Below are 24,331 nucleotides of genomic sequence, written 5' to 3'. Positions count from 1 at the left end.
ATTATACGTCATATGTCAAAATTTTATGCACCCCTCCGAAAAAAGACTTGACATTTTAATCAACTAAAGACAATTGACCCATCCTAATACTGACATTTTATTATAATACCATATTCAAAATGTCAAGTCAACTTTTTATCGCCCGAAAAATTCGGTAGCCTTTATCTTTGCACACTTCGGCTACATTCCCATCAAACAGCTGCTCCAGCTTGGCAAAAGCGGATGGCGCCCCTTGCTTCTTCTGAATGACGACCCAAAGCTGTCCCCCGGACTTCAACACCTCGGCCGATTGCTCAAAGATCCGGTGCACGACTTCTTTACCGGCCCGTATGGGCGGATTGGTCAAAATGCGATCGAACTTGCGCCCGGCCACTCCGGCCAAAGCATCGCTTTGCAGAACGGCGGCATTCCCGATCCCGTTGCGCTGCGCATTCTCGGCAGCAAGCCCGAGCGCCCGTTCATTGATGTCGATCAGCGTCGCCGTCCCCGACCCCGCCAGCACCGCCGCACAAAGACCGATCGGTCCATACCCGCAGCCTACGTCCAGAACATGATGACCGCCGGCTATTTCCATCGATTCAATAAGCAGCCGGCTTCCGAAATCGATGCCTTTCTTCGAAAAAACGCCCGCATCGGTTTTAAACGTATACAGCCGCCCTCTCAACCTTTCTTCAATCGTATGAATCTCGTGGCCGACCGTAGGTTTGGCGGAATAGTAGTGCTCGCTCAAACAAATCCCTCCGGAACATATCTATATCCCAAAAAATGCAATCGACCCCTTGAAAGCAAAGCTTCAAGGGGTCGAAGTTGCGTCATTACTTCACTTCTACTGTAGCGCCAGCTTCAGTAAGTTTAGCTTTGACAGCTTCCGCATCTTCTTTGGAAACTTTCTCTTTAACTGGTTTCGGTGCGCCGTCAACCAAGTCTTTCGCTTCTTTCAGGCCAAGACCTGTGATTTCGCGAACAACTTTGATAACGTTGATTTTCGAAGCGCCTGCGTTCATCAGGATTACGTCGAATTCAGTTTGCTCTTCTTCAACCGCTGCTGCTGCGCCGCCGCCAACAACTGCAACCGGAGCTGCTGCTGTTACGCCGAATTCTTCTTCGATTGCTTTAACCAGGTCGTTCAGTTCAAGTACGGTCATACCTTTGATCGCTTCAATGATTTGCTCTCTGCTCATGGTTAAACCTCCATTATCAATAATAAGTTTTCGTTATTTATAAGTCTTAGCTTACGCTTCTTGCTTCTCCGATACGGCTTTAACCGCAAGGGCGAAGTTGCGCATAGGCGCTTGAAGCACGCTGAGCAACATGGACAAGAGACCTTCGCGGGAAGGAAGCTCGGCCAGCGCTTTGATTTGGGTTTGGTCTACGACTTTACCTTCGACAACGCCCGCTTTAACGGACAGTTTGTCGTTCTTCTTCGCGAAATCGGACAAAATTTTTGCCGGAGCCACAGCATCGTCTTTGCTGAACGCAATCGCAGTCGGGCCCGTCAAATATTGATCGAGATCGGTAAGCTCGGCTTCAGCCGTCGCACGGCGAACCAGCGTGTTCTTCACAACTTGGAACTCAACACCTGCTTGACGAAGCTGCTTACGCAGTTCAGTCACTTGAGAAACCGTTAGTCCACGATAGTCAGCTACGACCGTACAAGAGCTTTCACGCAATTTCGTCGTCACTTCGGAGACGAGTTGCGATTTTTCTCCAAGAATCTTCGCATTTGCCATCGTTACACCTCCTAAACCGGCGTGAACATAAATTCACGCGAATTTTCTGACTCACTCGCCGATTCCGGATCAGACCGATGCCTATTCCGGAATCCCTCACATGCTTATCTTTGCAAAAGGCCGTTTCCCGCCGCATTCGCGACAAATAGAAAAGCCTTCGCAGACAAAGCGAAGGCATGACGATTCCGTTCCCGAATCTATATCACACACCTCGGTAGGACATTAAGCTCTTGCGAGCACCTACTGTCTACGGCAAGCATATTCATTTTTAACATCGCTTAGCGTAACACGTCTTAACCCGTAAAGTCAAATGGGAAAGAACGGCGGCTTATCTAAACGATTGCAGGTTCAGCTTCACGCCCGGACCCATCGTCGACGACAAAGCGGCGCTTTTCAGGTATACACCTTTAGCGGCAGCCGGCTTAGCACGTACCAGCGCTTCGATAAGAGCACGCAGGTTTTCTGCAAGCTTTTGCTCGTCAAACGAAACTTTTCCGATTGGAGCCAAAATTTGTCCGGCTTTGTCGAGACGGTACTCGATTTTACCGGCTTTGATTTCTTGAACCGCTTTAGCTACGTCAAACGTAACTGTTCCTGCTTTCGGGTTCGGCATCAAGCCTTTACCGCCGAGGATACGGCCCAATTTACCAACTTCGCTCATCATGTCCGGCGTTGCTACGCAAACGTCGAACTCGAACCAGCCTTGTTGGATTTTGGCGATCAGTTCTTGATCTCNCAGCCTTGTTGGATTTTGGCGATCAGTTCTTGATCTCCAACATAATCCGCGCCGGCAGCTTCCGCTTCCTTCAGTTTTTCGCCTTTGGCGAAAACAAGCACGCGTTTGGTTTTACCAGTTCCGTGAGGCAGTACAACTACGCCACGTACCGCTTGGTCTTGTTTCTTCGAGTCAACGCCCAAACGAACAGCGACTTCAACGGTTTCATCAAATTTAGCAGTTGCCACTTTTTTAACGAGTGCAACCGCATCGGCAGGCTCGAAAAGCGCAGTTTGGTCAACTTGCTTTGCAGCCTCGGCATATTTCTTACCATGTTTCGGCATTTGCAGTTCCTCCTTTGTGGTGATAGCGGATAATCCTCCCACATATGGCCCTAAGGCCTTACATCCAAAAGAAATGACGAATCATTTCGGGAAGCATCTTCTGGATTAGTCGACGATTGTAACGCCCATGCTGCGAGCTGTACCTTCCACCATGCGCATTGCCGCTTCCACGGATGCCGCATTCAGGTCAGGCATTTTTTGCTCGGCGATTTCGCGAACTTTATCGCGTTTAACAGTTGCAACTTTCTTCTTGTTCGGTTCGCCTGATCCTTTATCGATACCGGCAGCAACACGAAGCAAGACAGCAGCCGGAGGCGTTTTGGTGACGAACGTAAACGAACGATCCTCAAACACCGTAATTTCTACCGGAATAATCAAGCCTGCTTGATCAGCCGTGCGAGCATTGAATTCTTTACAGAATGCCATAATGTTCACGCCTGCTTGACCGAGCGCCGGACCTACCGGTGGAGCCGGATTTGCTTTCCCTGCGGGAATTTGCAATTTGACCATTTTAATGACCTTTTTTGCCATGCGTAACACCTCCTTGCGTGTAGTCTCTGTTGACGGGACCTTTCCCTTCCCGCTTGACCAGCCTTACAGCTTTTCCACTTGCGTGTATTCAAGCTCGAGCGGGGTTTCCCTACCAAACATGTTAACATGCACCTTAAGCTTGCTTTTGTCCGCAATAATCTCTTCGACAGAGCCGACAAAATTGGCAAATGGACCTACTTTGACACGAACCGTTTCCTTCAGCTCAAAGTCGATCTTCGGCTTAGGCTCTTCCATGCCCATATGCTTCAGAATCGCTTCGACTTCTTCAGGCAGTAGCGGAGTCGGCTTCGAACCGGACCCAGTGGATCCGACAAAACCGGTAACGCCTGGTGTATTGCGCACCACATACCACGAATCGTCGGTTTGCACCATTTCCACGAGAACATAGCCGGGATACACTTTGCGCATCACGGTTTTCTTCTTCCCGTCCTTGTTCACGATTTCTTCTTCCATCGGAACGAGTACGCGAAAAATTTTGTCCTGCATGTTCATGGATTCAACACGCTTCTCCAAGTTCGCTTTTACCTTGTTCTCATACCCGGAATAGGTATGCACGACATACCATCTTTTTTCCATAATCTCACCTTTCGTTCCCGCTTATTCGGTGAATAGCCGAACGAGATAGGAGATAATCAGGTCAAGGACAGAGAAATAAATCGTGACAAAGATAACCGTGACCAGGACCACGATCGTGTAACTGACCAGTTCTTTGCGGCTAGGCCACTTCACCTTCTTAAGCTCCGACCAGCAGTCGGCAAAGAAGGAGAACGTAGAGCCGAATCCTTGCTTCAATTTACCCAGAAACGTCACAGCTACACCTCCGGCTATTACCGTGTTTCGCGATGAAGGGTTTGTCCATTGCAAAACTTGCAATACTTCTTCTTCTCCATGCGGTCAGGGTTGTTCCGCTTGTTCTTATTGGACGCATAGTTGCGTTGCTTGCAATCCGTGCATGCCAGCGTAATGATTACCCGCATGTTTACACCTCCCAAGACAACCTCGATTAAAGAACCCTAATTGTCCCGGGAAAGGCGCGACAATTTAGGGCTACCTGCAATACTTTATCACAATCAACTAAGCGTGTCAAGGAAGGCAACATAACCCGGTGTCCCGCGAAACCTCCCATCAGTATTGACCGAACGAACGCTCTTCAAACCTAGCTGTTATTCCATTTAAACACAAACAGCACCCCGCTTCGATTTCGAATAGGGTGCCGCTTACTGCAAATCTCTAACTTCCAGATAACGTTCGAGCTTCCGTTTCACGCGCTGCAGCGCGTTGTCGATCGATTTTACATGACGGTCCAAATCTACGGCAATTTCTTGATACGATCTGCCATCCAAATACAGCATCAGAACACGCCGCTCCAAATCGCTAAGCAGCTCTCCCATCTTATCCTCAAGACCGCTGAACTCCTCTTGATTGATAATCAGCTCTTCCGGGTCGGATACCCGCGAACCGCAAATAACGTCTAGCAGCGTACGGTCGGAATCCTCATCGTAAATAGGCTTGTCCAAGGAGACGTAGGAGTTGAGGGGAATGTGCTTCTGGCGGGTGGCCGTCTTGATCGCCGTAATGATTTGACGAGTGATGCAGAGCTCGGCAAACGCCTTAAAGGATGCCAGCTTGTCCCCGCGAAAATCGCGAATGGACTTGTACAGCCCAATCATGCCTTCCTGCACGATATCTTCACGGTCGGCACCGATTAAAAAATAAGAGCGCGCCTTCGCCCTTACGAAATTTTTGTATTTGTTAATGAGAAACTCCAGTGCTTCCGCACTGCCGTGACGGACCGCCTCGACATTGTCTTCATCGGATTTGTGCTCGAATTGATGCATGCTCAAATCTTTGAGGTTAACACTCACAAAAAAATCCCTCCGGCCCGGCCTGTAAGGCTTACAACTGTCGACCTTCGCTTATTTGTGTTACCGAAGGCACCGCCGATTACGAAGTTCCGATCGCTAGACGGCATCATGGTCTTTTGTGGCATTGGCGTTAAGGCGACTGCTCCGGGGGGAGCCTATCGCCGCCGAGCTTACGGCATACAAGGATAAAGGTCTACCGGCGCCTTTAATGGCGTTTACTGTAGGTAGATCCGTTTCCGCGATATGCTTTCCGACAGACTATGGATTAACGGCAACCGGCGTCTTCGACGCTGGCGTTTACCGCAGGTAGAAAGCCGCCGCTTATCCGGCATGCTTTCAGATAAACCAAGGAAAAACGCAACAAACTTACAACTTAGTATACATGAGCGTTTCGATTATCGTCAACTAGCTGGAAATTGCCAATCACTTGCCCCTGCGCCATTTTTCAAGAATCGACTTCGCTTCATCGCTTAAATGGTAGTCTACTGCGTTTTTGCGGGTCTGGCGCCCGTCATCGATCGAACGCCTGACTTCCTTCCGGCTCTCGTTCACTTTCACAAGCAGCTCGCGGGCCGTTATCCGCAGCGCGCCTTTGCCGAAAATAACGTTCTGTTCGGTCATGTCGGAAGTAGCCACATAAATGCGCCTTCGCCGGGCGATCCACTCGTTGACGAGCCGCTCGATCAGTTCGTCCGCCGTCTCTTTCTCTTTCGTATACATGATCTTCAGCTTATGCTGCGTATACTTCCCGCCAAGTCCCGACACCTGATGCGCATCGAACACGATAAACACTTTCATCCCGGAGTACGCTTGATAATCGGACAGCAGCCCGATCAGCTTGTCCCGCGCTTCTTCCAGGTCGATATCCTTCAATCTCTGCAGGTCCGGCCACGCCCCGATGATGTTGTATCCGTCGACAATAAGCACTTCTTCCATTCGGGTTAAGGGTTACCCCTTCGCATGGCGCTGGCGCACAACTTCGTACATAAAGACGGAGGCGGCAACCGAGGCGTTAAGCGAATTCAGTTGGCCGAACATCGGCAGCTTGACGAGGAAATCGCATTTTTGTTTAATCAACCGTCCGATTCCCCGCCCTTCGTTGCCGATCACGATGGCGATCGGGATCGTGAAGTCATTGCGGTACAGCTCTTGCTTTGCATCGACATCGGCTCCGGCGATCCAAACGCCCCGCTCTTTTAAATCTTCGATCGTTTGCGCCAAATTCGTAACCCGGGCTACCGGAACGTATTCTACGGCTCCGGCCGACGTTTTGGACACGGTGGCCGTGAGCCCTACCGCCCTGCGCTTGGGGATGATGATGCCATGCACGCCGGTGCATTCGGCTGTACGAAGTATCGATCCCAAGTTATGCGGGTCCTCGATTTCGTCCAGCAGAAGCAAGAACGGCTGCTCTCCCTTCTCCTTGGCGCGGGCGATCAAATCGTCGACCTCCGCATACGCGTACGCGGCGACCTGGGCAACGACGCCTTGATGCTGCACGCCTTCGGCCATCTGGTCAAGCTTGCGCTTATCCGCCGTCTGCACGATGACGCCTGAAGCTTTGGCCTCTGCGAGAATCGGCAGCGTAAGATGCTTCTGCGCATTGTCCGCAATCCATATTTTGTTGATCGTGCGGCCGGAACGAAGCGCCTCCAGTACGGAGTGCTTCCCGGCAATCATTTCTTCTTCCATGTTAATCCTCCTGATAGACGAGCCGATAGCGGGCACGGAACCGTTAATCTATTTGGCGGCATCGGCCGCATGAACGCCGACAGCTGCGCTCAGCAATTCATGCAGCCTCTCGAACCGCTGCGAGTAATAAAGATAACCTACCAAGCACTCGAATGCGGTGCTATGCCGGTAGACAAGCACATCGGCGTTCTTCGGGACCGAGCCCGATTTGGCATTGCGCCCCCGCATGACGATATCAAGCTCTTCCTGCGTGAGCCGATCCATCAGCGCTTCCAGCGATTTCGCTTGCCCTCCCGCCGAAACGAAGCGCGTCGCCAGCCGGTGCATATGATTCGGCCTGTGATTGGCCAGCGAGACGACAAATTCGCGGACGAACGCTTCATAGACGGCATCGCCGACATAAGCGAGAACGAGCGGGTGAAGCAGGTTAGGCGATTTGGACGGCGGGAATGAAAATGCGCTTATTTCCATCTTCCGCTACTTTCTGCGCCAGCGCAACCCTTGCGGCGTATCTTCAAGCAAAATCCCTTGCGCCGTCAGCAGGTTGCGAATCTCATCGGCCCGCGCCCAGTTTTTCTGTTTGCGCGCTTCGTTGCGCTCGGCGATCAGCCGTTCGACTTCCTCGTCCAGCAGCACCTCTTCCTGCTTCGGCAAAATACCGATCACATCGTCGATCGTTTCGAATTGCCGCAAAACAAGCTCAAGCGACGCTTTCGTCACGCTCGGATGCTGCAAATACCGGTTCGCCTCGCCGGCTAGCTCGAACATGGCCGTAATCGCATCGGGCGTATTGAAATCATCGTCCATCTTTTGCCGGAAATACGCGTCGATCGCTTCGACCGCTTTCGCAAGCTCGGCGTCGACTTCCGCACTGTCCGCCGCCGCGTTCTGCAGCCTATGCTTCACATTGGCTATGCTGTTCGCCAGCCGCTCGATGCCGCTTTCCGCTTGCTTGATCGAATCGTCGCTGAAGTTGAGCGGGTTGCGGTAATGCGTCGACAGCATCAGGAACCGGACCGCCTGCGGCGACGTTTTCGTCAAAATATCCTTGACCGTCAACCCGTTGGCAAGCGATTTGGACATTTTTTCATTGTTGATGTTGAGGTATGCGTTATGCATCCAGTAGTTCGCCATCGGCTTACCCGTGAGCGATTCGGTTTGCGCCACTTCGCATTCGTGATGCGGAAACTGAAGATCCTGGCCGCCGCCGTGAATGTCGATCGTTTCGCCCAAATATTTATGGACCATCGCCGAGCATTCGATATGCCAGCCCGGACGTCCGTTCCCCCATGGGCTAGCCCAAAATATTTCACCTGGCTTCGCGCTTTTCCAGAGCACGAAATCCTGCGGATTTTCTTTCAGGTCGCCGACCTCTACGCGAATGCCAAACTGCAGCTCATCCAGGTTCTGATGCGACACCTTGCCGTATTCGGGAAACTTCGATGTGCGGAAGTATACGTCCCCGCCGCTCTCGTAAGCAACCCCTTTATCCACGAGCGATTGCACGAAAGCTACGATCTCGCCGATGTTTTCCGTAACCCGCGGGTGGATCGCATCCTTGATGCCGAGCGAATGCGTATTGTCGAAGAATGCTTCGATGAAGCGTTCCGCCACCTCGGGGACGGTGCTTCCTATTTGCTCCGCCTTCCGGATCAGCTTGTCGTCGACGTCCGTGAAATTCACGACGTATTTGACATCGTAGCCCGAAGCCTGCAAATAACGGCGTACGACGTCGAAAAAGATAAGCGGCCGGGCATTTCCGATATGAATGTAATCATAAACCGTCGGTCCGCACACATACATGTTTACTTTCCCCGGCGTAAGAGGGACGAATACCTCTTTGGTCCGCGAAATCGTGTTATACACCTTCAATGACACGTTTATTCCTCCAATTGGCATATTCGAAAATCATTTGGCTTCATCAAGCGCGGCCTGAAAGCCGGCCACCCGCTCCTCCTTGAGCTTCGTCAGCAGAACGGCATAACGGTCGCGCTCCTGCTCCAATGTCGCCTTCAAACCGTTCACTTGCGTTTTCTCCTGCGCCCAGGCTTCCTTCAGCTCGTCGATTTGCTGCTGCATCTGACGCATGATGTCGACGACGGGATCCGGAACGTTCTTGGCGTGGTCGAGCTTATCGACGCGAACGCCGTCCATTTTGACGATGCGCGCCTTCGGTCCGACGACCGTGCTGTTCGGCGGCACCTCGCTGAGCACGACGGCGTTTGCCCCTATACGGGAATTATCGCCAACCGTGAACGAGCCTAAAACTTTCGCGCCGGCGGAAATGACTACGTTGCTGCCGACGGTCGGGTGCCTCTTCCCTCTCTCTTTCCCCGTTCCACCAAGCGTAACGCCGTGGTACATGACGACATCATCGCCGATTTCGCACGTTTCCCCGATGACAACCCCCATTCCGTGGTCGATAAAAAACCGTCTGCCGATTCTCGCGCCGGGATGAATTTCGATTCCGGTAATAAAGCGGCTCGTTTGCGAGATGATTCGGGCGATCGTGTACCATTTCCTCCTGTAAAACCAATGGGCGATCCGGTGAAACCAAATCGCATGGAGACCGGAATACGTAAACACGACCTCAAAAACACTTCGCGCCGCCGGGTCGTTATCGAATACCGCCCGAACGTCGGACTTCATGCTGCTTAACATGACGCTTCACCATCCTCCCATCAATGCCTTCCGAGAAATATAAAAAGCCCCCGCAGCATGAAAACATGCTGCAGAGGCGCTTTGTCACGCGGTCCCACTCTGCTTAAGCAGCCGTTCGGCCGCCCGCTTCATTAGCCTTTATCGGAGCTGCCCGGCAAAGTCTACTTGCACGCCCTTGCCGGCTTACCGGCAAAATGCGACGCTTCCGCTCGTACGGATCGCGTTCGACCTTACTGCTCACAGGTGCACTTCCTCGCAGACGGAATGGATATTTCTCAGCCGGGCGCCGCTAGGGCGTCCGAATATCCTCTCTGGAATCCCGGTCTTGCTCGTACTCTCCTGATCAACGCAAAAACGATTATTAATTCACAGTATATAACTTCCCTGCCGTTATGACAATAAGTTCCGCAGACGGCCGGTTACTTTTTCTTTCCCCAGCAAAGCGATCGTTTTGTTCAAGTCGGGGCCGTGCATTTGCCCGGTCAGCGCCACACGGGTCGGCATGAACAGCTGCTTGCCCTTATATCCCGTATCCTTCTGCACCTGCTTCAGCATCGCGCCGATCGTTTCGGGCGCGAAGTCCGCCGATTGCTCGACCTGCTGCAGGAAAGCGGCGGCTACGGCCGGCACATGCGGCTCCGCCAGCAGCGCTTTCGACTCTTCGTCGAACGTGACGTCGTCACGGAAGAACAACTCGGCCATGCCGGCGATTTCCGAGCCGTATGTCAGCTTCTCCTGGTACAGCGCGACGAGCGCCGCGGCCCATTCCTGCTGCTCCGCGCTCAGCATCTGCGGGAGGAAGCCCGCTTTTTGCAAGTACGGCACGCACAGATCGATCAGACGCGGCAGGTCGACCGTTTTCATGTATTGGTTGTTGATATGGTTAAGTTTATTCGTATCGAAAACCGCCGGACTTTTGGAAAGGCGATTAGCCGTAAAGACCTTGATCAATTCCTCACGCGAGAACATTTCGTCCTCACCTTCCGGAGACCAGCCAAGCAGGGCGATAAAATTGAACATCGCTTCCGGTAAGAAGCCGAGATCATCGTATTGCTCGATAAACTGAATGATCGACTCGTCGCGCTTGCTCAGTTTTTTCCGGCTCTCATTTACGATCAGCGTCATATGTCCGAATTGAGGCGGCTCCCAGCCTAGTGCTTCATAAATCATCAGCTGGCGCGGCGTGTTCGATATATGATCTTCCCCGCGTAATACGTGGGTAATTTTCATCAGGTAATCGTCGAGCACAACGGCAAAATTGTAAGTTGGGATGCCATCCTTCTTGACGATGACAAAATCTCCGCTCACATCGGACTCGAACGAAATCGTTCCTTTTACCATGTCATCGAACGTGTACGTACGGCCCTCCGGCACGCGAAAACGAATACTCGGCACGCGCCCCTCCGCCTCGAACGCTTGACGCTGCTCTTCGGTCAGATCCCTATGTTTTCCGGAATAGCGCGGCATCTCGCCGCGTGCGGTTTGTTCTTCCCGCTCCTGCTCCAGCTCTTCTTCTGTGCAGTAGCATCTATAGGCCTTGCCGCTATCAAGAAGCTGCTGCCAGTACTGACGGTAAATATCGAGCCGTTCGGTTTGCCGGTAGGGTCCGTATTCTCCGCCGACATCGACGCTTTCGTCCCAATCGATTCCAAGCCAATGGAGATAAGTCAATTGGTTTTCTTCGCCGCCAGCAACATTCCTTTTAACATCGGTATCTTCGATACGAATAATAAATTTACCGTTATGATGACGTGCAAACAAATAGTTAAAAAGTGCCGTCCTCGCATTTCCGATATGAAGATGCCCCGTCGGACTCGGAGCGTATCTTACGCGTACTTCTTGCGTCATCCGTCGTCCCCCCTAATCTGTATGTCTTGCTACTTCCGATTTCGGTTATCCTGTCATCATAGCATAGATGCCATGCTCAAATAAACGGCCTGCATAAAATCGCACCGGCTATTTCGTCTCTTGAACGAGGCATACGACCGCCTGCGCCGCTATGCCTTCCCCGCGCCCGGTGAAGCCGAGCCACTCCGTCGTCGTCGCCTTGACGTTGACCTGCGAGACATCCGCTTCCAGCGCCTTTGCGATAATCTCGACCATTGCAGGAATATACGGCGCCATCTTCGGCTTCTGCGCAATGATCGTCGCATCGACGTTGCCGAGCCGGTAGCCGCGTTCCTTCACCAAGCCCCATACATGGATGAGCAGCTTAAGGCTGTCCGCATCTTTAAAGGCCGGATCCGTGTCGGGAAAATGCTTGCCGATATCGCCAAGCGCCAGCGCGCCGAGCACCGCGTCGCTGATCGTATGCAGCAGCACGTCGGCGTCGGAATGGCCCAAAAGCCCTTTTTCGAACGGGATTTCGACACCGCCGATAATACATTTGCGGCCCTCGGCCAGCTGATGAACGTCAAACCCTTGTCCTACCCGAATCATGTGGAACGAACTCCTCTCCGTTTATGCAAAAGCCACTCCGCAAGCGGCAAGTCTTCCGGCGTCGTAATTTTGATATTGTCGTAGCTTCCTTCGACTACGGACACCTGCATGCCGATCCTTTCGACAAGCATCGCATCGTCGGTTCCGACAAACTCCGCCGCCTCCGCCTCGCGATGCGCCCGAATAAGCGCAGACAGACGAAAAGCCTGCGGGGTTTGTATCGCCCACAAGCTGCGCCGGTTCGGCGTAGATTGAATCGTACCGTCTTCGCCTACGACCTTAATCGTGTCCTTCACCGGCACGGCAAGCACGGCGGCACCGGCTTCGCAAGCTTTGCGCCAACAAGCCAAAATGTGCTCCGGCTCCGCGAACGGCCGAACCGCATCGTGGACGAGCACATCTTCGACGCCTTCCGAAAGCGCAAGCAATCCGTTATATACGGAGTGCTGACGCTCCTTGCCGCCGCTTACTACGCGGCTCACTTTCGTTATATCATGCCGCCGGACGTCGTCCCAGCACCTTTCTTCATCCCCTTGACCCGAAACGACGACGATTTCGTCCACTTCGGGAAGATGCTGAAACGTCTCCAGCGTATGTGCAAGAATGGTTTTGCCTTCGATCATTAAGTATTGTTTGCTTTCCGCCGTGCGCATGCGCGTGCCTCTGCCCGCCGCTACGACGACAACGCCAAGTTTCCCCATCGCTACTCTCCCGTAAAACATTTAGGCGAAGCATCGCAGCTCTGCAAAAGCAAAGCGGCGGCATACGCTTCTTCCTATCATAAACGTTTTACTGCGCTTTTTCCAACAGTTTCGGCTTGGCGAATATCATGCGGCCCGCGGACGTCTGAAGGACGCTTGTCACCATGACCTCCATCGTCGTTCCGATGTATTCGCGGCCGCCTTCGACCACGATCATCGTACCGTCGTCCAAATAGGCGACGCCTTGCCCGTACTCTTTGCCGTCCTTGATAACCTGCACGAATATTTCCTCTCCGGGCAGCACGACCGGCTTGACGGCGTTGGCCAAATCGTTGATATTCAGCACCGGAACGCCCTGCAGCTCGCATACCTTGTTAAGATTAAAATCGTTCGTGATGACCTTCCCGCCAAGCACCTTCGCCAAACGCACCAGCTTGCTGTCCACCTCGGAAATCTCTTCGAAATCGCCTTCGTAGATCAGCACCTTCACTTCGAGCTCTTTCTGGATTTTGTTGAGAATGTCGAGCCCCCGGCGTCCCCGGTTACGCTTCAGCAGATCGGATGAATCCGCGATATGCTGGAGCTCCTCCAGGACGAATTCCGGTATCACCAGCGTTCCTTCGATAAATCCGGTTTTGCATATATCCGCGATCCGGCCGTCGATGATGACGCTCGTATCCAAAATTTTATGCTCCTCCGGCCGCTTCTTACCGGCTTCCGGCTCCTTGCCGATGCGAATCAAGGATATAAATGCGGTAATATCGTCCTTTTTCGTATACCCGAAACGAAAACCGTACCCCCCTAGCGCAAACGTAACGATTATCGGCACAAAAGAACCGCCTGCACTGATTTTCTCAAGCGACGGAAACAGCAGCACCGAGATGAGCAGCCCGATAATTAAGCCGAGCAATCCCGACACCAGATTGGCAAACGGCACGCGCGATACCGACTCTTCGCCTTTACGCACCAGCCTCATGCCATATTCGCTGACCCAAACCGCAGCCGCAAAAAATACCAGCATGCCAATCCCCATCATCCAAAACGGTTTGCCTTGTATGTCGCTTATGCCAAAGATTGTCGTTACCCACTGAAAAAACGGTCCTCCGATTGATTCCAGCCAATGATAACCCATAATGCCGCCTGCCGCCGCCGCAAGTAATTGCAGCCATCTTTTGGTCATGTGCGTCACCCCCTGAATGTGATTGATAGAATACGAATCGTTATCAGTATGAACCAAATCGTTCCAAGCTAAACGGACCGAAATTGAATTGACAAGCCGTCTCCTATATAATGGAACCAGAGGGGATGCTTCCGTAGCCGTTTTCTTCGAAAACGTAGTGCGCGCTTCCGAAGACGATTTTCTTTTGCGGGAACGTGCCGAATCGATGATACGAGGTGAGTGGATTGAGCACGATGACGTTACATCAATTCCAAGAGCAAGTTTCAGACCTGTTGCTCCGTCACCGCAGTTTATTGGATGTACTGTCTAAATTCCAGCAGTCGAACGCGGCTGCCAACCGTGCTGTGACGAAATCGATCACGGAATGCGGCTGTATTGCGGTTAACGCCGGCAAGCAAGAATACGCGCCCGATATGTCGCTCGACGAAGCGAAGCTTCAGCTTGAAACCCATGTGGAGGGACGCCTCTGCGAGCATTGCCGTGAAATCGTTGGTAACGAGCTCGGCAAAAATTTGTTTTATATGGCATCGCTTTGCAATCTGCTTGAAGTCGACCTGGAGCAGATCGTCGAGAACGAATCCAAAAAATGCTCGACGCTCGGCTTATTCAACCTGTCCTAACTCAAATCCGTCTATTTCAAACGCACAAAAAAAGCATTTACTTTCCCGATTCGGAGAAAATAAATGCTTTTTATTTTCGAGCTTTTTCGATTGTTTATGCGCGGCATCAGCGTTTGCGCTTCAAGCCTTGGAACGTTCCCCACAGCGCGTAAATGACAAGCGGCACAAATACCATCCTCGTCAAGTAATGCGGGTACATGATTACGACTACAACCGCCACCACGACGATGAGCATCAGAATCCATACGGCTACTTTGGGAAGAGCCACTTTCTTGAAGCTCGGATATTTGACCTTGCTGACCATCAGATACGACAGAAACAATGTGCAGGCGGCCAAAAAGTAGGAATTCAGCTCTTGGTGGAACAAGGCAAGCGTACAAAGAATGCCGCCCGCCGCAGGAATCGGCAAGCCTATGAAGTAACCCGGCGTGCTCTGCACGACATTGAATCGCGCCAATCGCAAAGCTCCGCAAATCGGGAAAATCGCAGTCGTGATCCATGCTGTCGCAGGATTCAGATCGCTAAAAGCGACTACGTACATAATAAAAGCCGGCGCTACCCCGAAGGAAATGACATCAGATAACGAATCGAGTTCTTTGCCGAATTCGCTCGTCACGTTAAGCGCGCGGGCCACCCGCCCGTCGATGCCGTCCATCAGCATGGCTATAATGACCATGATGGCCGCCAGGTTTGCATTATCTATGCTATCAAACACCGGTGTATCATTGAACACAAGTATGATTGCAATAATCCCCATAAACAGATTGGCTACTGTAAATATGTTGGGAACAGACTTCTTCAGCATTCGTCGTTCACCTCAATGTTAACTTTACCCTAACCCTCTGATTGTATGCAATTTAGATATGTCTGTCAATCAGGACCTGGTCCTGAATCCGCTTCAGCCCTTCTTTGATCGTCCGCGCGCGAACCTCGCCGATCCCGTCTACCTCATCCAGCTCTTCGATGGTCGCCATCATCACATGCGGCAAACATTCGAAACGTTCGACCAAATTGTATATAATGATCGACGGCAGCCGCGGAATTTTGCTCAAAATGCGGAAGCCCCGCGGAGACACCGGCTCTTCGAGAACGGAGTTGGAGTGCATGAACCCGAGCAAGCGGGCAATATGGTGATGATCGAGCACTTCCTCGGGTCCCAGCTTACGGAGACCCGCGCGAATATCCCGCACCTTGTCTTCAGCCAAGTCTTTGCAATAGTCCTTGACGAGGAATAGCTCCTCCTGCTCCGTCCCGGCAACGAGTTCGTCCAGCTGCATGCTGATCAAACGGCCTTCCGTCCCAAGCTCGTTAATGTACTTGCGGATTTCCGAACGTATTTTCAGCACCATGCCGATGCGCTGCAGCGCATTTGTGACGTCGTGCAGCGTGACCAGCTCCTCGAATTCGGACGCCCCAAGGTTCGTCAACGTTTGATCGAGTACCGATTTATATTTTTCGAGCGTTTGGATTGCCTGATTCGCTTTTGTTAGAATGACGCCGATATCCTTGAGCGCATAGCGCAAGTTGCCTTGATACAGCGTGATGACGTTACGTCTTTGGGAAATCGATACGACAAGCTTTCCCGTCTGCTTGGCCACGCGTTCCGCCGTCCGGTGACGAATGCCGGTTTCGATCGACGATATCGACGAATCGGGGATCAACTGCGTATTGGCATACAAGATCCGTTTTAAATCTTCGCTTATAATAATAGCTCCGTCCATTTTGGCAAGCTCGTACAAATAGTTCGGCGAAAAATCGCAATTGATCGAAAATCCTCCGTCCACAATCTCCATGACTTCAGGACTGTAGCCGACTACGATGAGACCGCCCGTTTTGGCGCGCAGCACGTTTTCCAGGCCGTCCCTGAACATCGTGCCTGGCGCTACCATTTGCAGCAGCAAGCTCATGACATCATCTTTTTTCTCCATCAGTGACCCCCCTTTGTCTTCAGCCTATCGCAGCGCTTGCGCAAGCGCCTCCGTCACCGTGTTAACCCCTACGATTTCGATGCCTTTCGGCTGCGTCCAGCCCTTCAAGCTCTTCTCCGGTAAAATAACGCGTTTAAAGCCGAGCTTCTGCGCTTCCTTCACGCGCTGGTCCACGCGCGACACGCCGCGCACTTCTCCTGTCAAGCCGATCTCGCCGAACACCACGTCGTAAGGCTCCGTCGGTTTATCACGAAAGCTCGATGCGATGCTGACCGCAATCGCCAAATCGACTGCCGGCTCATCCAGCTTCACACCGCCCGCCACATTCAGAAACGCGTCTTGATTTTGCAAAAACATGCCCATTCTTTTCTCGAGCACCGCTATAATGAGCGACAGCCGATTGTGATCGACACCGGTCGACATTCTTCTCGGCGTCGGGAAATTCGTCGGCGAAACGAGCGCTTGCAGCTCCACCAGTACCGGCCGCGTTCCTTCCATGCTGGCGACCACCGTAGAGCCTGAAACCCCTATAGGCCGTTCCGATAGAAAAAGCTCCGACGGGTTGTTTACTTCCACCAGCCCGGACTCGAGCATTTCAAAAATCCCGATTTCATTCGTCGATCCGAAACGGTTTTTCACAGCCCGCAGAAGACGGTACGAATGATGCCGCTCTCCTTCGAAATAAAGCACGCAGTCGACCATATGCTCGAGCAGCCTCGGACCCGCGATCGCACCCTCTTTTGTAACATGTCCGACGAGGACGGTTGCAATCCCTTTCGTCTTAGCTATGCGCATAAAATGGGATGTGCATTCCCGAACCTGCGAAACGCTGCCCGGAGCCGAAGCGATGGCCGGATGATAGACCGTTTGAATCGAATCGATGACGATAAAGTCCGGCTGCTCCTGTTCGACCGCTTCGAGGATAAGCTCTACATTCGTTTCACACAATACGAACAATTGTTCCGATGTAACTTCCAAGCGATCCGCCCGCAGCTTGATCTGCCGGGATGATTCCTCCCCGGATATATAAAGCACCTTCAGATTTTTCTCGGTCAGCGCAAATGACGTTTGCAGCAAAAGCGTCGATTTGCCGATTCCCGGATCTCCTCCCACAAGGATAAGTGATCCCGGAACGATTCCGCCGCCCAGTACCCGGTTTAGCTCCTGATTGTCCGTCAACACGCGCGGTTCGCGCGCACTTTCTATATGTATGATCGAAGTCGGCTTTTCTTGCGTCCGAAGATGCGGCGACTGAAATCCTTGCGTCTTGACCACCGTCTCCACTTCTTCGACCATACTGTTCCATGCCTGGCAGCCCGGGCATTTGCCCAGCCATTTCGGCGTTTCGAAGCCGCACTCCTGGCAGCAAAATTTCGTTTTCGGTTTAGCCATTGCCATCTCCTGTTCTTCGCAAATCGATCCGTTCCGATATGTCACTCAAAATTGTACCATTTTGCACAAGGGGAGAAAACCCCTTTCATTTCCTATTTTTATATAGGCATTCGACAAAATCCCGCGTTCCGGCCAAACGGCTCCATCGCTTTTTCTAGACGATACATACAGCGGTGAAGTTGCAACGGTTGCGCTAGACGGCCCATCGTATTGAGATTCAACGCCCGTCCAGTACTATTCTTTACCGATAAAACAAAAAAAAGCATCTTGCGGAATCCGGCGACTCCGCAAGATGCTTCTTACTTATTTAAGGCTTACGGCTGAATGACAGCCGGTTCATTTCTCAAAACGACCAATTCGCCTTCGCGTTCGTCAATCGTCAGATGATCGCCCTTCTCGATATTGCCCTTAAGCAGCTCTTCGGACAACCGGTCCTCGATATGCTTCTGGATCGCTCTGCGCAGAGGACGCGCGCCGTAGGTCGGGTCGAACCCTTCCTTGGCGAGGAAAGCTTTGGCCGCATCCGTCAACAGGAAGTCGACCTCGTGCTCTTTAAGCCGCTTGCGCAGCTCTTCCGCCATAAGCGTAACGATTTCGGCGATATGCTTCTCGTCGAGCGAGTGGAACACGATGATCTCGTCGATCCGGTTAAGGAACTCCGGACGGAAGCTCTTTTTGAGCTCGCCCATGACGCGGTCCTTCATGTTGTTGTAATCCTTCGACGAGTCGTTTCCGGCCGTAAAGCCAAGCGTCGTGTTTTTCTTGATCATATCGGCGCCGACATTCGACGTCATAATGATCAGCGTATTGCGGAAGTCGACCGTCCGTCCCTTGGAATCGGTAAGCCTTCCGTCTTCAAGCACTTGAAGCAGGATATTGAACACTTCCGGATGCGCCTTCTCGATTTCGTCGAGAAGAACGACGGAGTACGGCTTGCGGCGAACCTTCTCGGTCAATTGTCCGCCTTCCTCATAGCCGACGTATCCCGGAGGGGCCCCGACCAGACGGGAGGTCGAATGCTTCTCCATGTACTCCGACATATCGATGCGGATGACGGCATTCTCGTCGCCGAACATCGATTCGGCAAGCGCCCGCGCAAGCTCCGTTTTACCGACGCCCGTAGGACCGAGGAAAATGAACGAGCCGATCGGACGCTTCGGATCCTTGAGGCCTGCTCTTGCCCGGCGAATAGCCCGGCTGACCGCTTTAACCGCTTCTTCTTGGCCGATAACACGATCGTGAAGGATCGATTCCATTTTAAGAAGACGGTCGGTTTCTTCCTCAGCAAGCTTGCTTACCGGAATACCGGTCCAGCTGGCCACAACCTGCGCAATATCTTCCGGCGTCACCTGGGAATCGGTACGGCCTTGCTTTTCCTTCCACTCGTTCTTCGTCAAGTCCAGCTCTTCGCGCAGCTTCTGCTCGGTATCGCGCAAGGAAGCGGCTTTCTCGAACTCCTGGCTTTGCACTGCAGCGTCCTTCTCTTTGCGCACGTCTTCGAGCTTGCTCTCAAGCTGCTTCAAATTCGGCGGTACCGTGAAGGAATGCAGCCTCACTTTCGAGCCGGCCTCGTCGATCAGGTCGATCGCTTTGTCAGGCAGGAACCGGTCCGTAATATACCGGTCCGAAAGCTTAACGGCTTGCACGATCGCTTCGTCCGTTATTTTCACACGATGATGCGCTTCATAGCGGTCACGCAGCCCGTGCAAAATTTGAATCGCTTCCTCCGGCGTCGGCTGATCCACCGAAATCGGTTGGAACCGGCGCTCCAGAGCGGCGTCTTTCTCGATATATTTGCGATATTCGTCGAGCGTCGTAGCTCCGATGCACTGAAGCTCGCCGCGCGCAAGGGAAGGTTTAAGAATATTCGAGGCATCGATCGCGCCTTCCGCTCCGCCTGCACCGATCAACGTATGAAGCTCGTCGATGAACAGAATGATATTCCCTGCTTGACGAATTTCGTCCATAATTTTTTTCAAACGGTCTTCGAACTCGCCGCGATATTTCGTGCCTGCTACGACCGATCCCATATCCAGCGTCATAACCCGTTTATCGCGCAGTGTTTCGGGAATTTCATTATTGACGATGCGCTGCGCCAAGCCTTCGGCAATCGCCGTTTTACCGACGCCCGGTTCGCCGATCAGCACCGGGTTGTTTTTGGTACGGCGGCTTAACACCTGTATGACGCGCTCGATTTCTTTCCCGCGGCCGATGACAGGATCGAGATTGCCTTCTTTCGCATAGGAAGTCAAATCTCTGGCCAAGCCGTCCAGCGTCGGCGTGCTTGCATTCGTAGGCGTACCGTGATTGGTCGATACGGCCTCGCTGCTGCCGAGCAGCTGCAGCACTTGCTGACGAGCTTTATTAAGCGAGACGCCGAGGTTGTTGAGCACACGCGCAGCGACGCCTTCACCTTCCCGAATGAGACCGAGCAAGATATGCTCCGTTCCCACATACGTATGTCCCAGCTTGCGCGCTTCATCCATCGAAAGCTCAATGACCTTCTTGGCTCTCGGCGTATAAGCGATATTGGTCGGCTGCTCTTGACCGCGGCCAATGAGCGCCTCCACTTCGTCCTGAATTTTTTCGAGGTCCAGTCCCAGCGCGATAAGCGCTTTTGCCGCAATGCCTTCGCCTTCCCGGATCAAGCCAAGCAAAATGTGCTCGGTTCCGATATTATTATGGCCTAACCTTACCGCCTCTTCTTGTGCAAGGGCCAACACTTTCTGCGCACGTTCCGTAAATCTGCCAAACATCATGCTTCGCACCTCCGTTATACGTGGGTTGTCAAGCCTGTTTCCTTAACGAGAAGATATTCAAGAGCTTTGCTGGGCAAGCTGCCGGCGAATTAATTCCGCTCTTCGAATATCTCTTTCTTCAGGCGTCAGCTTTTTTCCTGCATATTGCTGTAAAAAACCCGGCTGCGTCATCACAAGAAGCTCGTTCAGCGCTTGTGCCGAGCCGTTCTTCAAGATGCCGAGATCGAGTCCGAGCCGAACATCCGACAAACGCTGCGCCGCCTCCTTCGAATCCATGATGATGGCATGGGATAAAATACCGTAGGAACGATACACCCGATCCGCCAACCGATGGCCCGATTCGGAGAGCAGCTTGGCGCGCGCCGCACGTTCATGCTCGATAATCTGTCTTACTACACTATGCAGATTTTCGATAATTTCATCTTCCGATTGACCTAAAGTAATTTGGTTCGATATTTGAAATAAATTGCCGATCGCTTCGCTGCCTTCTCCATATAAGCCGCGCACGGCAAGCCCGACCTGGGTAATAGCGGATAAAATACGATTGATTTGCTGGGTTACCACAAGCGCCGGCAAGTGAATCATGACGGAAGCCCGAATGCCTGTTCCGACATTTGTCGGACAGCTTGTCAAATAACCGCGGTTTTCATCGAATGCATAACCCAAGTGGGTTTCAAAAATATCGTCGATTTGATTCGCGGTCTCCCACGCTTCCTGAACCTGAAATCCCGCCCGAAGGCACTGAATCCGTAAATGATCTTCCTCGTTGATCATAATGCTGATCGACTCGTTCCCGCTAAGCATAACCGCTCCGTTACGCGATTCGTTTGCAAGCGCGGGGCTGATCAAATGCTTTTCCACGAACACCTTTTTCTCGACTTCGTTCAAGTCCGAGAGCGGAATCAACGTAAAGTCGCCGATCTCCTGCAGGTCGCCGCTATTGACTACGTTTGCCGCTTGATCAAGCACTTCCTGGGATTGTTGATTCGTCGCCAGCATCGGAAACGGATAGCTTTGCAAATTGCGCGCGATCCGAATCCGGCTGCTGATAACGATATCGCCATCAGGCCCTCCGCATTTCATCCACTCGCTCGATGCCTCGTTGACAAAGCGCTCCAGCGCCATTCTCGATCGCCTCCTTTACAAACCCGCTATTTTTTTCTCAAGCTCGCGAATTTGATCGCGGACTTCGGCCGCATTCTCGAATTCCTCGCGCTCGATGTGGAAGGACAACTCGCGCTTCAACTGCTCGAGCTCCCTTTTATATTTTATGAGCCCGCCGGTACGTTTAGGCACTTTCCCGACGTGAACCGTATTGCCGTGTACGCGTTTAAATAACGGATCCAGCCGTTCTTCGAAATGCCGATAACACGAGCTGCAGCCAAATCGCCCGAGCTTGCTGAATTGCGAATACGTTAGTCCGCATTGCTCGCACCTGAGCGTTTGCATTTTGGATGCTACGGATCCTGTCGAAGGTCCGAACTCGAGCAGTCCCGAGAGCAGGTTATGGATCGAAAAGCCGTTGGCCGTACCAGGAATCAATTCGCCCTTCTCTCGCGCGCATGATTCGCAAATATGGAATTCGGTTTTCTCGCCGCCCACAATCTTCGTAAAATGAAGCGTGGCCGGCTTCTTTCCGCATTCCTGACAATTCATACGATCAGCCTCCTATCATATAAAGGGAATGATTGACGTCAGCCAAACCGGGTGCAGTACTCAAGGTTACTGAGAGCTATACGCTTAACTGTATAGGCTACAAAACATGAGCTTATGCAGCTATCGGCTAAGCAGCGCAATCAACATCGCCTTCAAAATCGTGGCGCGAATTTCGTCCCGGAGCGGCAGTTTAAAGGCAAGCACCTCTCTCGAGATCGCCGCTTTAAATAAATTCGCTTCACGGGTTGTAATAAATTCGCCTTCCAGCAGCTGATAAATCAGCCCTTCCGCAGTAGTTTGGTCAATGTGATCGCCAACCGTACGCGAAATATGATCGAGAATCGTTCCTTGCGAGCTAAGCTCGACCTTCTGGATCCTGACGTAGCCGCCGCCGCCCCGTTTGCTTTCCACGAGATAGCCTTTCTCAATCGTAAAACGCGTGCTGATCACATAGTTAATTTGCGAAGGGACGCATTGAAAGCGTTCGGCCAAATCATTTCTTTGGATTTCAATGACGCCATTCGGACTTTGCAGTAATGTTTGTTTCAAGTAATGCTCGATGATCTCCGAAACATTGCGCATTCACTATCCTCCTCAGAAGTAAATTGACTTTGACTTTCTTTGACTTTAAATTTATTATAGCACTTTTTTTTCATTTGCCAAGAGGGAATCGGTATTTATTGTTGACGGTTCCTGTTTTTCTTATACGGCAGGTTTATCCGCTTGTCGCGTAATTAGCCTACTCCCTTATGTATTCCACCATAATGAAATAGGAACGGATAAATGACCGTTTAAGGGAACCGTTTCGCCGATTTTAGGAGCGATAAGATTCACATTTGCTTTCTTCGCCTCCATTAAGGCTCGTTCGATAGGCTCGGCCCAACCATGATAAGCAAGGGTAAAAGCTCCCCAATGCACGAGCATCATATTGTTCCCATTTACATCCTTATATGCCTGCACGGCTTCTTCAGGCGTCATATGAACCCAAGACCAGCGTCTGTCGTATTGACCGCCTTCCATTAGAGCGATATCAAATGGTCCGTATTTTTTTCCGATTTCCTTAAAATGCGTATCATAACCGCCATCCCCGCTGGTATAGAAACGCGTTTGTTTGCCAAGAATGACCCAACCGCCCCACAAGGTCGTATCTTTATTAAAAATACCTCGCCCGGAGAAGTGTTTGGAAGGCGTCAATGCAACGGTCAAGCCTTGGAATTCGGTTTCATCCCACCAATTGAATTCCGTAATGTTCTCCTTGGCAACTCCCCATCGAATCAAATGAGCACGCACGCCATAAGGAACGAAGAAATGACCGACCTTGCTCTTTAGCTTCCGTATAGATGGATAATCTAAGTGATCGTAATGATCATGTGTAATAAAAACAGCGTCAATAGGCGGCATTTGATCAATAATGGGCAGCATATCTTCACTGTAGCGCTTGCTTCCTGCAAAAGAAACGGGCGAAGCGACCGGACCCAGCATCGGGTCTACGAGTATCTTTTTGTTATCGATGCTTAGCAGAAAAGCGGAATGCCCGAACCAAGTTAAACTGTCTTCTTCACTTTTGATTTTGTCCCAATCGATGGCGGAAACGAGGATTCGACCTGCAGGATTGCGGTCTTTATTGCCTGAAAAATATTCTTTGCCCATAGAAATCATATCGGATGCACTCATCTTCATCTTTGTCGGCACTTGATTGGCGAACTTACCGTTTACGTAATTATTAAATCGGTTGTATGTCTCTTTTTGTTCCTTGGTCGGATTTCCGCCGAATACCGGATGTATGGTTATATACAAAATAACTGCCGTACAAAGTAAAACTAAGAAAATGAAAAAATAACTCATTGTTGTTCAACCTTCCTTCCCGATTGAGCTGGATGTTTTTTACATTCCAAAACACTTATTTTGTCGTTTTTCGTATTATTCTATCCATATTTGACATTACCATCGTTAACGCCGCCTACGCAACCTATAAAAAGCAACACAAAAAACAGCACCTCTACCGATTATTCGGTAAAGGTGCTGTCAGCTGCTTGGCAACGTCCTACTCTCCCAGACCCCTGCGGGTCAAGTACCATTGGCGCTGGAGGGCTTAAC

Annotated in this window: 26 protein-coding genes, 1 pseudogene and 1 other annotated feature; of the genes and pseudogenes, 1 reads left to right on the top strand and 26 read right to left on the bottom strand. The window is 51.7% G+C overall.

Going from position 1 to position 24,331, the window contains the following annotated elements:
• Positions 1-127: 127 nt before the first annotated feature.
• The 18 genes and pseudogenes from DQG23_RS37975 to DQG23_RS37890 form a co-directional block, all read right to left on the bottom strand.
• Positions 128-730: a class I SAM-dependent methyltransferase gene (locus tag DQG23_RS37975; RefSeq protein WP_113036266.1), complete on the bottom strand. Its 603-nt coding sequence runs from the start codon at positions 728-730 to the stop codon at positions 128-130.
• An 85-nt stretch (positions 731-815) separates the two neighbouring features.
• Entirely contained in the window at positions 816-1,181 is a 366-nt protein-coding gene (gene rplL / locus DQG23_RS37970; RefSeq protein ID WP_113036265.1) for a 50S ribosomal protein L7/L12, read from the bottom strand.
• A 51-nt stretch (positions 1,182-1,232) separates the two neighbouring features.
• Positions 1,233-1,730: a 50S ribosomal protein L10 gene (gene rplJ / locus DQG23_RS37965; RefSeq protein WP_113036264.1), complete on the bottom strand. Its 498-nt coding sequence runs from the start codon at positions 1,728-1,730 to the stop codon at positions 1,233-1,235.
• Positions 1,731-1,868: 138 nt separating this feature from the next.
• Positions 1,869-2,001, bottom strand: a sequence feature (ribosomal protein L10 leader region).
• Between the two features lie 57 nt (positions 2,002-2,058).
• A pseudogene (gene rplA / locus DQG23_RS37960) lies at positions 2,059-2,789 on the bottom strand (50S ribosomal protein L1).
• Between the two features lie 105 nt (positions 2,790-2,894).
• Positions 2,895-3,320: a 50S ribosomal protein L11 gene (gene rplK, locus DQG23_RS37955; RefSeq protein ID WP_113036263.1), complete on the bottom strand. Its 426-nt coding sequence runs from the start codon at positions 3,318-3,320 to the stop codon at positions 2,895-2,897.
• Between the two features lie 63 nt (positions 3,321-3,383).
• Positions 3,384-3,917, bottom strand: coding sequence for a transcription termination/antitermination protein NusG (gene nusG / locus DQG23_RS37950; protein WP_113036262.1), 534 nt, complete (start codon positions 3,915-3,917; stop codon positions 3,384-3,386).
• A 21-nt stretch (positions 3,918-3,938) separates the two neighbouring features.
• On the bottom strand, positions 3,939-4,151 hold the full coding sequence (gene secE, locus DQG23_RS37945; RefSeq protein WP_113036261.1) for a preprotein translocase subunit SecE: 213 nt from the start codon (positions 4,149-4,151) through the stop codon (positions 3,939-3,941).
• A gap of 17 nt (positions 4,152-4,168) precedes the next feature.
• A complete protein-coding gene (gene rpmG / locus DQG23_RS37940) occupies positions 4,169-4,318 on the bottom strand; it encodes a 50S ribosomal protein L33 (RefSeq protein WP_113036260.1) in 150 nt (49 codons plus the stop codon).
• A 240-nt stretch (positions 4,319-4,558) separates the two neighbouring features.
• The gene (gene sigH, locus DQG23_RS37935) at positions 4,559-5,206 is read right to left on the bottom strand and encodes an RNA polymerase sporulation sigma factor SigH (protein WP_113036259.1); all 648 of its coding nucleotides are present in this window, start codon (positions 5,204-5,206) and stop codon (positions 4,559-4,561) included.
• 423 nt (positions 5,207-5,629) lie between these two features.
• A complete protein-coding gene (locus DQG23_RS37930) occupies positions 5,630-6,142 on the bottom strand; it encodes an NYN domain-containing protein (RefSeq protein WP_113036258.1) in 513 nt (170 codons plus the stop codon).
• A gap of 12 nt (positions 6,143-6,154) precedes the next feature.
• Positions 6,155-6,898 (bottom strand): 23S rRNA (guanosine(2251)-2'-O)-methyltransferase RlmB, encoded by a 744-nt coding sequence (gene rlmB / locus DQG23_RS37925; RefSeq protein ID WP_113036257.1) that lies wholly within the window; start codon positions 6,896-6,898, stop codon positions 6,155-6,157.
• 48 nt (positions 6,899-6,946) lie between these two features.
• A complete protein-coding gene (locus tag DQG23_RS37920) occupies positions 6,947-7,369 on the bottom strand; it encodes a Mini-ribonuclease 3 (RefSeq protein WP_113036256.1) in 423 nt (140 codons plus the stop codon).
• 6 nt (positions 7,370-7,375) lie between these two features.
• On the bottom strand, positions 7,376-8,776 hold the full coding sequence (gene cysS / locus DQG23_RS37915; protein ID WP_113036255.1) for a cysteine--tRNA ligase: 1,401 nt from the start codon (positions 8,774-8,776) through the stop codon (positions 7,376-7,378).
• A 30-nt stretch (positions 8,777-8,806) separates the two neighbouring features.
• Entirely contained in the window at positions 8,807-9,559 is a 753-nt protein-coding gene (cysE, locus tag DQG23_RS37910; RefSeq protein ID WP_113036254.1) for a serine O-acetyltransferase, read from the bottom strand.
• Positions 9,560-9,949: 390 nt separating this feature from the next.
• Positions 9,950-11,407, bottom strand: coding sequence for a glutamate--tRNA ligase (gene gltX / locus DQG23_RS37905; RefSeq protein WP_113036253.1), 1,458 nt, complete (start codon positions 11,405-11,407; stop codon positions 9,950-9,952).
• Positions 11,408-11,515: 108 nt separating this feature from the next.
• Entirely contained in the window at positions 11,516-11,998 is a 483-nt protein-coding gene (ispF, locus tag DQG23_RS37900; RefSeq protein ID WP_113036252.1) for a 2-C-methyl-D-erythritol 2,4-cyclodiphosphate synthase, read from the bottom strand.
• Positions 11,995-12,699, bottom strand: a complete 705-nt coding sequence (gene ispD, locus DQG23_RS37895) for a 2-C-methyl-D-erythritol 4-phosphate cytidylyltransferase (protein ID WP_113036251.1) — start codon at positions 12,697-12,699, stop codon at positions 11,995-11,997. Before ispD ends, ispF begins: the two co-directional genes overlap by 4 nt.
• An 88-nt stretch (positions 12,700-12,787) precedes the next feature.
• Positions 12,788-13,879 carry a PIN/TRAM domain-containing protein gene (locus tag DQG23_RS37890; protein WP_113036250.1) on the bottom strand — a complete coding sequence of 364 codons (1,092 nt, stop codon included), beginning with the start codon at positions 13,877-13,879 and terminating at the stop codon, positions 12,788-12,790.
• Between the two features lie 224 nt (positions 13,880-14,103).
• On the opposite strand from DQG23_RS37890, the gene DQG23_RS37885 reads away from it, so the two are divergent.
• Positions 14,104-14,499 carry a nucleoside triphosphate pyrophosphohydrolase family protein gene (locus tag DQG23_RS37885; RefSeq protein WP_113036249.1) on the top strand — a complete coding sequence of 132 codons (396 nt, stop codon included), beginning with the start codon at positions 14,104-14,106 and terminating at the stop codon, positions 14,497-14,499.
• Between the two features lie 106 nt (positions 14,500-14,605).
• Here the strand turns inward: DQG23_RS37885 and pssA are convergent, their stop codons facing one another.
• The 8 genes from pssA to DQG23_RS37845 form a co-directional block, all read right to left on the bottom strand.
• Positions 14,606-15,304, bottom strand: a complete 699-nt coding sequence (gene pssA / locus DQG23_RS37880; protein WP_113036248.1) for a CDP-diacylglycerol--serine O-phosphatidyltransferase — start codon at positions 15,302-15,304, stop codon at positions 14,606-14,608.
• Between the two features lie 52 nt (positions 15,305-15,356).
• Positions 15,357-16,427 (bottom strand): DNA integrity scanning diadenylate cyclase DisA, encoded by a 1,071-nt coding sequence (disA, locus tag DQG23_RS37875; RefSeq protein WP_192894693.1) that lies wholly within the window; start codon positions 16,425-16,427, stop codon positions 15,357-15,359.
• A gap of 24 nt (positions 16,428-16,451) precedes the next feature.
• Entirely contained in the window at positions 16,452-17,819 is a 1,368-nt protein-coding gene (radA, locus tag DQG23_RS37870) for a DNA repair protein RadA (RefSeq protein ID WP_113036246.1), read from the bottom strand.
• A gap of 314 nt (positions 17,820-18,133) precedes the next feature.
• Positions 18,134-20,578 carry an ATP-dependent protease ATP-binding subunit ClpC gene (clpC, locus tag DQG23_RS37865; RefSeq protein WP_113036245.1) on the bottom strand — a complete coding sequence of 815 codons (2,445 nt, stop codon included), beginning with the start codon at positions 20,576-20,578 and terminating at the stop codon, positions 18,134-18,136.
• A 57-nt stretch (positions 20,579-20,635) separates the two neighbouring features.
• Positions 20,636-21,703 carry a protein-arginine kinase McsB gene (locus DQG23_RS37860; protein ID WP_113036244.1) on the bottom strand — a complete coding sequence of 356 codons (1,068 nt, stop codon included), beginning with the start codon at positions 21,701-21,703 and terminating at the stop codon, positions 20,636-20,638.
• A 15-nt stretch (positions 21,704-21,718) separates the two neighbouring features.
• Positions 21,719-22,234 carry a protein-arginine kinase activator protein McsA gene (locus DQG23_RS37855; protein WP_113036243.1) on the bottom strand — a complete coding sequence of 172 codons (516 nt, stop codon included), beginning with the start codon at positions 22,232-22,234 and terminating at the stop codon, positions 21,719-21,721.
• Positions 22,235-22,354: 120 nt separating this feature from the next.
• Positions 22,355-22,816 carry a CtsR family transcriptional regulator gene (locus DQG23_RS37850; RefSeq protein WP_113036242.1) on the bottom strand — a complete coding sequence of 154 codons (462 nt, stop codon included), beginning with the start codon at positions 22,814-22,816 and terminating at the stop codon, positions 22,355-22,357.
• Between the two features lie 165 nt (positions 22,817-22,981).
• On the bottom strand, positions 22,982-24,079 hold the full coding sequence (locus tag DQG23_RS37845) for an MBL fold metallo-hydrolase (RefSeq protein ID WP_113036241.1): 1,098 nt from the start codon (positions 24,077-24,079) through the stop codon (positions 22,982-22,984).
• Positions 24,080-24,331 lie beyond the last annotated feature (252 nt).

It is taken from the genome of Paenibacillus contaminans, from assembly GCF_003285015.1.
GTDB lineage: Bacteria > Bacillota > Bacilli > Paenibacillales > NBRC-103111 > Paenibacillus_V > Paenibacillus_V contaminans.
This window is presented reverse-complemented; position numbering and strand designations above follow the sequence as displayed.